Origin of the sequence: Pseudomonas mendocina (assembly GCA_037482215.1) — a bacterium.
Lineage (GTDB): Bacteria > Pseudomonadota > Gammaproteobacteria > Pseudomonadales > Pseudomonadaceae > Aquipseudomonas > Aquipseudomonas mendocina_E.
The window spans coordinates 4,288,943-4,302,070 of record CP148074.1 but is presented as its reverse complement, the minus strand read 5'-3'; the positions used below and the strand labels follow the sequence as shown (position 1 = coordinate 4,302,070).

Here is a 13,128-nt window from a genome sequence, read left to right as displayed (position 1 = left end):
TTAGTTTCAGCTGATACGCAGATCCAAGTTGATCCGCTTAAGCCATTCGGCTTCAGCCTCAAAGTCAGCCTGAGTCAGCGGGTTTTGCTCAAGCCAGCCTTTGGGGAAGATGATTTCCAGGCTGCTTTCGCTGGCTTTCAACTGCACTTCCGGCATCTCCTGATTACCACGAATGTGGTGGAACAGGATGGCGAAACGCAGCAACACACACAGACGAATCAGCTGGGTGCCTTCGTCAAAGTCGGAAAATTTGTCTTTAGGAATGTTGCGGCGGTGGCCGCGAACCAGCAGGGCAAGCATTTCCTGATCGCGGCGAGAAAAACCTGCGAGGTCCGAATGCTCAATCAGATAGGCGCCATGCTTGTGGTAGTGGTAATGAGCAATGTCCAGACCCACTTCATGCACTCTGGCAGCCCAACGCAGCATGTCGCTGTGCCATTCCTCTTCCAGCTCCCAGTCTTTGGCGACCTTATTCAGGGCGGACAGGGCTTTGGCCTCAACCCGAGCAGCCTGATACTGATCGACGTGGTAGCGCTCCATGAAGGAAGTCAGCGTGCGTTCGCGCACGTCCTCATGCTGGTAGCGGCCTAGCAGGTCGTACAGAACGCCTTCGCGCAGGGCGCCTTCAGAGTGACTCATGTGCTCGAGGTCACAGGCATCGAAAATGGCTTCGAGAATGGCCAGGCCTGAGGGGAAAATGGTGCGGCGATCTGGCTTGATACCATCCAGGTCAATTTTCTCTACATCACCGGCCTTAAACAGCTTTCGCTTAAGCCATGCCAGGCCTTGGGTATTAACTTCACCGTTACCCAGTCCCGCTGCTTTAATCGCCAAGCCAACAGCTTTGATCGTGCCTGAGGCGCCTACCGCTTCTTCCCAGGTGATCCGACGCAGGGCGTTTTCAATCCCCATCAGTTCCAACCGGGCAGCGGTGTAAGCCTGGGCGTAACGTGCGGCAGTGATCTTGCCGTCTTTAAAGAAGCGCTGGGTATAGCTCACGCAGCCCATTTGCAGGCTTTCACGCAGCAGGGGCTCGAAGAACTGGCCGATAATAAATTCGGTACTGCCGCCGCCAATATCCGCCACCAGACGCTTGTTCGGGGTGTCGGCAATGCTGTGGGAAACGCCCAGATAGATCAGGCGCGCTTCTTCACGACCCGAGATGACCTCGACTTGGTGACCGAGAATCTCTTCTGCACGGCGAATGAATACCGCACGGTTACGGGCTTCACGCAGGGCGTTGGTGGCGACTACCCGCACTGCACCTTCTGGCAGCCCGGCAATCATTTGCGCGAAGCGGCGCAGACAATCCAAACCGCGATTGATCGCTTCCTCGCTGAGCTGATGGTTTTCATCCAGCCCTGCTGCCAGTTGAACCTTTTCCCCGAGCCGTTCGAGGATGCGAATTTCTCCATGATCGGCCTTGGCCAGCACCATATGGAAGCTGTTAGAGCCCAGATCAATGGCGGCTATAAGAGGAAAGGATTCGGCAGTTTTATGCGGCATAACAGACAATTCTCGAGGCTGAACCGCGCCATCCTGCCACGATAGGGCAGCCTAGCCAACGCATTCTGATGCCGCAGGGGTTCGTTACAGTGAAGTTTATAAAGGTGTCCGTTGAAAGTCTGACCAGTTGTCTGAAATTCCCTGACTTTGCAGTTTCATATGTCTGCGTTGATAACCTTTATAGATAAGCTCAATGGCGATTGCCTTCCTGTCAGGGGGCAAGACAGCTATCATGTCGGCCATCTTTATGCTTCCGTAAACGGAGATTTTCCATGAGCGAATTCATCACCAACGTCAGCGATGCCAGCTTCGAGCAGGATGTCATCCAGGCTGAAGGTCCGGTTCTGGTCGATTACTGGGCTGAATGGTGCGGTCCCTGCAAAATGATCGCTCCGGTGCTGGATGAGATTGCTCAGGCTTATCAGGGCAAGCTGAAAGTTTGCAAACTGAACATCGACGAGAACCAGGAAACTCCGCCTAAGTTCGGCGTGCGTGGCATCCCGACTCTGATGCTGTTCAAAAACGGCAACGTTGAAGCCACCAAGGTTGGCGCACTGTCTAAGTCGCAACTGGCTGCTTTTATCGACGCCAATATCTGATTTAAGCGTTAACAAAAGCCCCGCTATATGCGGGGTTTTTTGTTTAAAGATACTAGACGCGATAAATATTCAAGTGTTACATTCGTTGTCGCTGCATTTTCTATGTGGCCCTCTGCAAGCCGTCGCCGGCACTTCTACTCGAACTATCGACAATTAAAGCAGGCGCTCAGCCGTTCTCAGCGGCACGGCTTATCAAGCTGAATAGCTTATTTCCCTCCTTACAATGATTACGTCATTCCTATGAATCTGACCGAACTCAAGCAAAAGCCGATTACCGAACTGCTGGAACTCGCCGAACAACTTGGCCTGGAAAACATGGCCCGTTCGCGTAAGCAGGACGTGATTTTCTCTCTGCTGAAAAAACATGCAAAAAGCGGCGAGGAAATCTCCGGTGATGGCGTGCTGGAGATACTCCAGGACGGTTTCGGCTTCCTCCGCTCTGCGGATGCTTCCTATCTCGCTGGCCCCGATGACATCTATGTCTCGCCGAGCCAGATTCGTCGTTTCAACCTGCGCACGGGCGATACCATCGTCGGTAAGATCCGTCCGCCGAAGGAGGGCGAGCGTTATTTCGCCCTGTTGAAGGTTGATACCATCAACTTCGACCGTCCAGAAAACGCGAAGAACAAGATTCTGTTCGAGAACCTGACGCCGCTGTTCCCTAATGAGCGCCTGCTCATGGAAGCTGGTAACGGTTCCACTGAGGACATCACCGGCCGTGTGATCGACCTTTGTGCTCCGATTGGTAAAGGCCAGCGTGGCCTGATCGTGGCACCGCCGAAAGCGGGTAAAACCATCATGCTGCAAAACATTGCAGCAAACATTGCCCGTAATAATCCAGAGTGCCACCTGATCGTTCTACTGATCGACGAGCGTCCGGAAGAAGTAACCGAGATGCAACGCACCGTGCGCGGCGAAGTGGTTGCATCGACCTTCGATGAGCCGCCAACCCGCCACGTGCAAGTGGCCGAAATGGTGATCGAGAAGGCTAAACGTCTGGTTGAGCACAAGAAGGATGTGGTCATTTTGCTCGACTCCATCACCCGTCTGGCCCGCGCCTACAACACCGTCATCCCAAGCTCCGGCAAGGTGCTCACCGGTGGTGTTGATGCCCATGCTCTGGAGAAGCCGAAGCGTTTCTTTGGTGCTGCCCGTAACATCGAAGAAGGCGGCTCACTGACCATCATCGCCACCGCGCTGGTTGAAACCGGCTCGAAGATGGATGAAGTGATTTACGAAGAGTTCAAAGGCACCGGTAACATGGAGCTGCCGCTGGACCGCCGTATCGCTGAGAAGCGCGTGTTCCCAGCCATCAACATCAACCGCGCAGGTACCCGTCGCGAAGAGTTGCTGACTGCTGAAGACGAACTGCAGCGTATGTGGATTCTGCGCAAGCTGCTGCACCCGATGGATGAAATCGCTGCCATCGAATTCCTCATCGACAAGCTCAAGGTCACCAAGACCAACGATGAGTTCTTCCAGTCGATGAAGCGCAAATAATTGCGGTGATGCCGTAATCAGAAAGCCCCTCGGGATTCCCGCAGGGGCTTTTTTTATTCCTCTTTAAATTGTTTTTTATCCTACTAATTTGATCGGGATATATCGGGGGTTAATTACCAGTTTCTAGTTATTGTGTTTGGAAGGTTTTTTTGATTCATGTCAAATGTTTGCTAAGTATCCGAAAAATCTAGTTTTTTTCTCATCTTAAGCCCCGTCGAACATTGCGTTCAGTGTGAGCAATGTGCAACGCTAATATCCAAATGCCATCATGGAGTATCGTCGCCGAAAAGCTGTTTTGGTGGTGAGTGGGTGGTCGAACGCTTGTGGCTGGGCAGTTTGTTCATGGATGGGCATATATGCTCCAAAGGATGGTCCTTCCATGACGAATAACAAGTCGCGTTTCCCTGCACGTTCTCAAGCCTATGCGCTTGAGCCTAGGGTTTTGTTTGATGGGGCAGGTGCGGTCGCGGCTGTCGAGCAGCTTCCAGCGTCTGGGGAGCCTGTTCAGCATGCACCCGAGGCAGAGCAAGGGGCCGTACCAGCTGCGTTTGCTATGCCCATGTTGTTTGGCTCAGCACCGGAGATTGAAAGCATTCTCCGTCAGACCCCGAGTTTCGATACTACCGGCGCGGAAAGTGTGACCTTCAGGGTGACGTTCAGTGAGCAGGTTAAAGGCGTCACCGCCAACTCCTTTGTGATTGCTCCCGGTTCGCTCAGTGGCGCAACAATTCAGTTGGTAACATCCGTGGGTTCTGATGGTCGACAATACGATGTTGTCGTCGGCAATCTGAGCGGCAGTGGTACGTTGAACATTGATTTGGCGGCCAACTCAGGCGTCAAAAGTCAGGCCACTGATATAGCGCTGGCGGCGACTAATCCGACTGACTCTAGTCGCGATCACAGCTACAGCATCGATCGTGTGATTAACGCGCCAAGTGCCACGGCTATTGATGTCGGCCAGGTGAGTCAGTCCACCATTATCACCAGCGCTAATTCCGAATTTACCTTGAGTGGTCGCGCCGATGCAGGCGATACGGTGCGTATTTATTTGGGCAGCGCGCTGGTGGGCAGTGGAGTGGCCAACCCTGACGGAGAATGGTCCGTACAAGTGCGGCCTGCTGCAGCTCTGGCCGATGGCAGTTATAACCTGGTGGTGCGTAGTAATGACGCCGCGGGAAACACCAAGGCTGAGGCCTATGTTTTGCAGATTGATACCGGTTTGCCTGTGCCGGATCCAGGTGCGAGCAAGGTCAGCGACATCATTGTCACGTTGCAATTCAACGAGCCTCTAAAAAACAGTGGGGTTCCGGCGCTGACGGACTTTAGTGTGAATGTCGACGGTTCACTGGTGACGCCTGTACATATTGCCGTCAGCGGCAATCGTGTGCAGTTGACGTTAGCCAACCCCGTACAGGCAGGACAGGTCATCAAGGTCAGCTACGGTGGTAACGCACTGAGGGATGCGGCGGACGGCCGGGTACTTCATTTCAGCGATTTGCTCATTAGCAATGATACGAAAGCCGGTAATCAGGCTCCGGTGATCGGTGGAACCGCATTTGCTGCAGGCAAGAATGCCACCTGGTACAGCTTGGGTGACCCGGCTGTTGCGGTGTTCGGTTCGCGGCTTGCCAACGACACTCGAACCTTGCTGTTGACCGACGCAGATGATACCGAGCTGGAAAAGGCGGTCGCCAGCATCAGTGGCAATTTTAAAAGTGGCGACAAACTGGGCGTATGGGACCCGCTCAGCCAATCTCTGAGTGTCAGCGGCACACTGCAATCAGGCATCCGTTACCAGTTCGATGCAGCTACGGGGAAATTGACCTTCACTGGCCATGCGACTCGGGAACAGTACGAAACGGCGCTGCAAAGCGTGCGCTTCACGGCATCGTCCGATAAGGACGCTAAGCGAACGATCAGCCTGACGGTGAATGACGGGCAGGCCAACTCGGCGGTTGCTACACGAAGCATTTATGTTCTGGGTACGGCGTTTTCTCTTGATGCAACCACAACCTCTTACCTGGTCGGCGAGATTTCTGATTTTGGCGGTACTGGCTTCGATCTGGTCGGCGTCAACTTGGTGATGGGGACAGTCGATACGGTAAAGCTCACCGATGGCAGTGCGTATAACGACTTCACGTCGTCTAGCGTCAATGCTCTGGGTTTTAACCCGATTGACGGCCACCTGTATGCATCTCTAAATGCCGATCCTCGAGGGGTTATCCGCTTAGACGCGGAAACGAAAACCTTTGTACAAATAAGCAAATACAGCGACCACACCAACGCGCCGACTGGTACAGGTGCTGTTAACTCAGCAGACTTTGATAACAAGGGTGTGATGTGGCTGTACCGTGACAGTAAATTTTATCGCTTGGATCTGAACCCAGAGTCGGCTACCTACGGCCAGTGGCTCAAACCAATTTCCGTAAGCGCTTATGGCGGTACCGACATGTCGTTCAGCAAGGACGGTCGGCTGTTTACTGCTGATTCCGGGAAGCTCTACGAGGTCACTTTCGCTGGACTGGACGGCGACTCCCCGACTGCTACCTCAACGCAGGTGACTACAACCGGAGTGGCGATCCCAACCACTTCGCTCTATGGATTTCCCATGCAGTATTTCGATACGAATGGGTATTTCTATTTCACCAACGGTGGCACAACGATCTATCGCGTCAACGTCTCGGATAGTGCGGCGGCTGATTACCGCAAGGTGACTACCATTAATGCGGGCGCCACTTTGCCGACCACGGGGGACGCCGGGCGGGTAGTAACCATCAACCTCGATTTTGGTGATAGTGCGGATAGTCGCTATAAGACGACGTTAAGCAATGACGGCGCGCGGCATAACTTATTGGGCAGTGAGGTCTGGTTGGGTAGTCGGCCCGATGCTGAGACCGATGCTAAGAGTGACAGCAGCACGACACCCGATAGCGACGAGGCCGTCACTGAGTTCCCCGCTCTGCGTCAGGGTATGAGCAGCTACAGCGTCGATGTGAAGGTCACTAACACAGGCGGTGAAGCTGCAACGCTGATCGGCTGGATTGATTTCAACAAAGACGGCAAGTTCAGTGTCAACGAGGCGGCGACCATTACGGTGCCTGCCAATACGGTTAATGGCACGGTGCGTTTGACATGGACGGTGCCTGCAGGTGTGACGCTCACGACGGGGGACACCTATGTTCGTTTGCGTATCGCCAGTGAATGGAATGCCGCGACCGATGTTAATGGCCATGACCAGCGTTCCTACGGCCCGCGCATGGATGGTGAGGTTGAAGACTACAAAATCACCATTCAGGCGCCTGACAGCATTGCGCCGAAGATAACCACGGTCAGCGTGGTCGACGGCAATGTCGGGCCGCGTAGTACTCCGGTTGGTAAAGTTGAAATCGTGTTTTCCGAGCCTGTTGTGGGCGTCGATATCAGCGACTTCACCCTTACCCGCGACGGTCAGACTATCACTTTGCCGGCTAACACCCCGGTCAGTGGCAGCGGTACAACCTGGACCATTGATCTTTCAGCCGTGACCAGCCCGACGGGGGGCTATGAGCTGAGTGTGCCCAATGGCGCAGGCATTCTCGATGATGCAGGCAATCAACTGACTGACGGCGGCAGCATCAGCTTTGAGATCGACACCACCGCTCCGGTGATTGATCTGGACACCGCCAATGACAGCTCCCGTGACTGGCGAGCCACCAGTTTGGCTGGCGCAGCGGTTAGCTTGGATAACAATAATGGCCCCGCTCTGGTGGTGGAGAAAGACAACGGCCGCAGCGAAATCACCCGCATTGATATCACCATCTACGGTATCCGAGACGAAGGCGATGAGCGTCTGATTATCGGTAGCGCCGTCTTCGACGCCTCCGGCGGTTCTGGTGCGCAGCTCGGTGTAAACGTGGATGGCGTGATCGTTGATATCAGCTACAGCAACGGCACCTTTACCATTGTCCGCAATGGCGGTGGGGTTCTCAGCCAGGAGCAGGCGTCGACCCTCATCGCTAACTTGCAGTACTCCAATGAGTTAGGCAACGCTGCTACCAATGGCGAGCGTGTGTTCAACATTACGGCTACCGACAAGGCTGGGGTTAAATCCAGTCCAGCCGTTGCCACTGTTGAGGTAACTGGAGGCAGCGGCAGTGCTGGGGTGCAGATACCCACGGTGGATAGCCTATACACTGCCAACAGCACCCCAACGCTGACGGGGCAGGCTGATGTGCCGCCCGGCCAGACCTTGACGGTTACGGTTAATGGCGTTGACTACAGCTGGCAGGAAGGTTCTGCGCCGGGTGAGCCCTTGCAGTACGATCCGGACCAGCACACGTGGACGCTAACAATCCCTGACGCTAATGCCCTAGCAGATGGGACTTATCCAGTCACCGCTACGGTTACTGATGGCGCTGAAAACCGCACCGACATTACAACCAATGAGTTGGTTATCGATACCTTGCCGCCTGAGCCGCCGACAGTGGTGAGTCAGATCACCAGTGACCTGACGCCGACCATTACCGGCAGCGCTGAGGTTCGTGACGGTGAATACCTCGAAGTGACGGTTAACGGTGTCACCTATGCCGAAGGCGATGGCAATCTGCTGCGGGTCAACAATCAGTGGACGCTGGTGATTCCGCAGGGCGATGCCCTCACGCCAAACCAAACCTATAACGTCACCGCTACCACCTTCGACCGTGCAGGCAACAGCCGCGATGACATCAGCAGCGCTGAGCTGATCATCGACACGATTGCTCCTACGCTGGATTTGAACCCTGCTGACACTAAAACCCTGGATGATCGAGTGATCACCTATGGTTCAGCGGTCAGTCTGGATGTCAGCACCTCGCCTGTAGGCTTGGCTGAGGATGGCGGTCTGTTGGCACACATAAGTATCACGGTCGATGGCCTGAAAGACGGGAGTAATGAGCAACTCAAACTGGGCTCGCAGACCTTCTCCGCAGCCGGAGCCAGCGTAGCTTCTGTGCAGGTGGCTGGGGTGGACTTCAAGATCAGTCACTCTGGTTCGAGCTTCACCATCACCCGCACCGATGCTGCTCCGATGAGTGTGGAAGAGGCCAAATCCGTAATTGCTGCGCTGCAGTACCAAAACGCTGCCCCGAGTGGTACCGCGAGCAGCGGTGAGCGCACATTTAGCTTTACCGTTACTGATCTCGCCGGGCTTAGCAGTGAGGCTGCGGTAGCGCATGTCGTTATCCCAGAACCTGTCACCATCACCAGCCCCGTGGTTAACGAAGCTTCACCCTATGCCGTATTTACAGTAACGGGCACCCCTGGCGAGGTGCTGACGCTGGCATTGGCCGATGGCACTGGGGCCAAGGGCGCTCAAGGCGCGGGCACCGACTTCGGCAGCAAAACCTCAGATCCCAATCTTGAGTACTCTCTTGATAACGGTGAGACCTGGATTGAATACACGGGCTCCTCATTTACCCTCACCACAGGCGATGGCAACCTGCTGGTGCGTACCCCTATTGTCAGTGATGCGGATGATGAGGGCAGCGAAACCTTTACCCTGACCGTTGCGGCGGTCGGTGGTTCGAGTGCAACGGGCACTGCCACGATCAACGATGATGGCAGCGGCAATATCTTTAAGTCTGACGGCAGCCAAGCCTCGCTTGTCCCAGGTGCGCCGGACTATGTCGTACCAGACGATGATCGTCGCGTCTCGGTGACTAGCCCGCAGGTAAACGAAGCCTCTGATCACATTGTCTACACCGTCAGCGGCACACCGGGGCAGTCGGTTGATCTTGCGCTGGGCAGCAGTGGTACAGCCACGTCCGGCGTGGATTACACAACCGGTATCCAGTACTCCACGGATAATGGCGGCAGCTGGATCACTTACAGCCCCGACACACCGGTGGTCACGCCTGCGGATGGCGAGATTCTGGTACGTATAGAGCTGATCAACGATGACCTTGCCGACAATGGCGAAACTGTAATCCTGCAGGTCACTCCGATCGGCGGCCATACCTCAAGCGGCACTGCGACCATCAGAGACGACAGCACCGGCGATATCTTCAAGGATGATGGCAGCGAAGCACCTAAATATCCGGCTGATACGGGGTATGTGGTGCCGGATGATGATCGTCGCGTCACCGTCAGCAGCCCGGATGTTAACGAAGCGTCGCCGCATATCGTTTACACCGTCAGCGGCACTGCTGGGCAGTCGATTGAGTTGGCTGTTGGTGCGACCAGTACCGCGACGGTGGCTACGGACTATCAGGGCACTCTCCAGTACTCCACAGACAACGGTCTGAACTGGAATACCTACACAACAGGCACACCGGTGGTGACTCCAGCCGGAGGCAGCGTGCTGGTGCGTCTGCCGTTGAGCAACGACAGCGATCTGGACGGTGGCGAAACTGTTGTACTTGAGGTTACGCCCGTTGGCGGCCACACCGGCAGTGGCACTGCGACCATCAGAGACGACAGCACCGGCGATATCTTCAAGGACGATGGCAGCAAAGCATCTAAAGATCCGGCTGATACGGGGTATGTGGTGCCGGATGATGATCGTCGCGTCACCGTCAGCAGCCCGGATGTTAACGAAGCGTCGCCGCATATCGTTTACACCGTCAGCGGTACGGCAGGGCAGGCGGTGCAGTTGGCGATTGCCGGCGGCACTGCGACAGACGGCGGTGTCGACTATTACGGCACCCTGCAGTACAGCACCGACAACGGCAGCACATGGCATGACTACAGCGCAGCAGTAGTTACCCCAGCCAGCGGTGATTTCCTGGTACGAGTGCCGCTGGTCAACGATAGCGTTGCCGACAATGGTGAAACCGTGCTGCTGCAAGCTACGCCTGTTGGTGGGCACAGCAGCACAGGCACGGCAACCATTTTGGATGAGGGCAGTGGGGATATCTTTAATCCTGACGGTTCGCTGGCTCCAGACACCGAAGGTACGCCGGGCTACGTCCAGCGTGACGATGACCGCCGTGTCACGGTGACCAGTCCGCAGGTTAATGAGTCATCGCCGCATGTCGTCTACACCGTAACCGGCACGCCGGGCCAAGCGCTTGAGATTGAAATCAGTGGCGGCACAGCCACTGAAGGCAGCGATTACCAGCCTGTTGTCGAGTACTCCATCGACGACGGTCAGACCTGGAGCATCTATGAACCGGGCACGTCAGTGGTTACGCCGCCATCTGGTGAGGTGCTGATTCGTGTGCCGCTGATCAACGACGCGCTCCCAGACAACAACGAGACGCTGGTTGTCACCGTCACGCCGCCAGGTGGCTACCCTGCTGAAGGGACTGCCACTATCACTGATGATGGCACCGGTACAGTGTTCGGCCCGGATGGCAAACCGCGCACGGATGTAGTGCCGGGCGATGATCGACCGGTCACCGTCAGCAGTCCGGACGTTAACGAGGCTTCTGATTACATCGTCTACACCGTCAACGGCACACCAGGGCAGTCGGTTGATCTGGCGCTGGGCAGCAGTGGTACGGCCACGTCCGGCGTGGATTACACAACCGGCATCCAGTACTCCACGGATAATGGCGGCAGCTGGATCACTTACAGCCCCGACACACCGGTGGTCACGCCTGCGGATGGCGAGATTCTGGTACGTATAGATCTGATCAACGATGACCTTGCCGACAATGGCGAAACTGTAATCCTGCAGGTCACTCCGGTCGGCGGCCATACCTCAAGCGGCACTGCGACCATCAGAGACGACAGCACCGGCGATATCTTCAAGGACGATGGCAGCGAAGCACCTAAAGATCCGGCTGATACGGGGTATGTGGTGCCGGATGATGATCGTCGCGTCACCGTCAGCAGCCCGGAGGTTAACGAAGCGTCGCCGCATATCGTTTACACCGTCAGTGGTACGGCAGGGCAGGCGGTGCAGTTGGCGATTGCTGGCGGCACTGCGACAGACGGCGGTGTCGACTATTACGGCACCCTGCAGTACAGCACCGACAACGGCAGCACATGGCATGACTACAGCGCAGCAGTAGTTACCCCAGCCAGCGGTGATTTCCTGGTACGAGTGCCGCTGGTCAACGATAGCGTTGCCGACAATGGTGAAACCGTGCTGCTGCAAGCTACGCCTGTTGGTGGGCACAGCAGCACAGGCACGGCAACCATTTTGGATGAGGGCAGTGGGGATATCTTTAATCCTGACGGTTCGTTGGCTCCAGACACCGAAGGTACGCCGGGCTACGTCCAGCGTGACGATGACCGCCGTGTCACGGTGACCAGTCCGCAGGTTAATGAGTCATCGCCGCATGTCGTCTACACCGTAACCGGTACGCCGGGCCAAGCGCTTGAGATTGAAATCAGTGGCGGCACAGCCACTGAAGGCAGCGATTACCAGCCTGTTGTCGAGTACTCCATCGACGACGGTCAGACCTGGAGCATCTATGAGCCGGGCACGTCAGTGGTCACGCCGCCATCTGGTGAGGTGCTGATTCGTGTGCCGCTGATCAACGACGCGCTCCCAGACAACAACGAGACGCTGGTTGTCACCGTCACGCCGCCAGGTGGCTACCCTGCTGAAGGGACTGCCACTATCACTGATGATGGCACCGGTACAGTGTTCGGCCCGGATGGCAAACCGCGCACGGATGTAGTGCCGGGCGATGACAATAATCCCAGCGCAGGCCCTGTGCTGAGTAGCGAGTCGCCGGACGGCCGTCCGATCACCGTGGATGTGGTGCGCGAAGCTTCTGATCCGAATGGTGATCCGTTGCGTGTCACAGAGATCAACGGCCAGCCTGTGCGGCCGGGTCAGATTATTGTGATTGAACAGGGCACCATTCGTTTGGATGGCGAGGGGCGCATTACTTTCACGCCCAAGCCTGGGACGCAGGAAAGCCTGACGATTCAGTACACCCTCAGCGATCCAAGCGGGCGCAGCGCGACCGGCACCTGGAACATCACTGTGCAGGTTGCGCCAGTCCCGCAGGCAGACGATTCCTCTTGGGGGCGGCCGCAGGGTAGCTTCACTTATTGGAGCGATGCCTCGGCTGCTGCATTTCGTCCGGCTCAGTCATTACTGCTTGAGGATCAAGCTAGGCCGCTGAGCGTGTTCTTTGACGGCTCGGTGTTTGATCGTGTAGCGCGCTTGCCCATCCCACTGCATCCGGCGCTATTCATCAACAACGAAGTGGCCAGAACCCAGGCCGAACGTGAACGTGATGACCAGCGTGCGCAGATGAGCGCTTACTTCAATCCAGCGGAGCAGCCTCGGCGTTTTATCGCCACTGATCCTGGGTTTGTACCGGGCCAATACGTTCAGGGTGAAGTGTTCAACACGCAAATGCTCGCCAAGCGTCTTGCTGAAATCGCGGCGGGTCGATTTGCTCCACTCGTTATAGAGGCAGGGGCTGAGGGTGTTGAGCAGCCCGACAGCGATTCGGATGAGCGTGGGACGCAGGATGCATCTGAGCAGGTTGGCGTCAGCCGAAATAGTGGCAATGCCACAGTCGGCTCGGCCAAATCCTTCACCGAACAGCTGCGTCAAGGTGAGCGCCGCTTACCGTTGGCCGTGCGCTAGTTTCAGCCG

The 13,128-nt window shown here is 56.1% G+C and carries 4 protein-coding genes; 3 read left to right on the top strand and 1 reads right to left on the bottom strand.

Features of this window, described 5'->3' with window-relative positions:
- Positions 1-6: 6 nt before the first annotated feature.
- Positions 7-1,506: an exopolyphosphatase gene (gene ppx / locus WG219_19865; GenBank protein ID WXL25526.1), complete on the bottom strand. Its 1,500-nt coding sequence runs from the start codon at positions 1,504-1,506 to the stop codon at positions 7-9.
- A 272-nt stretch (positions 1,507-1,778) separates the two neighbouring features.
- On the opposite strand from ppx, the gene trxA reads away from it, so the two are divergent.
- The 3 genes from trxA (at position 1,779) to WG219_19850 (ending at position 13,119) form a co-directional block, all read left to right on the top strand.
- The gene (gene trxA, locus WG219_19860; GenBank protein WXL25525.1) at positions 1,779-2,105 is read left to right on the top strand and encodes a thioredoxin TrxA; all 327 of its coding nucleotides are present in this window, start codon (positions 1,779-1,781) and stop codon (positions 2,103-2,105) included.
- A 240-nt stretch (positions 2,106-2,345) separates the two neighbouring features.
- Positions 2,346-3,605, top strand: a complete 1,260-nt coding sequence (gene rho / locus WG219_19855) for a transcription termination factor Rho (protein WXL25524.1) — start codon at positions 2,346-2,348, stop codon at positions 3,603-3,605.
- A 379-nt stretch (positions 3,606-3,984) separates the two neighbouring features.
- Positions 3,985-13,119, top strand: coding sequence for an Ig-like domain-containing protein (locus tag WG219_19850; GenBank protein WXL25523.1), 9,135 nt, complete (start codon positions 3,985-3,987; stop codon positions 13,117-13,119).
- The last annotated feature ends 9 nt before the right edge of the window (positions 13,120-13,128 follow it).

Excerpts from the sequence above, each read along its gene's own strand:
- ppx (WXL25526.1), bottom strand. The coding sequence starts at position 1,506 with ATGCCGCATAAAACTGCCGAATCCTTTCCTCTTATAGCCGCCATTGAT.
- trxA (WXL25525.1), top strand. The coding sequence starts at position 1,779 with ATGAGCGAATTCATCACCAACGTCAGCGATGCCAGCTTCGAGCAGGAT.
- rho (WXL25524.1), top strand. The coding sequence starts at position 2,346 with ATGAATCTGACCGAACTCAAGCAAAAGCCGATTACCGAACTGCTGGAA.
- WG219_19850 (WXL25523.1), top strand. The coding sequence starts at position 3,985 with ATGACGAATAACAAGTCGCGTTTCCCTGCACGTTCTCAAGCCTATGCG.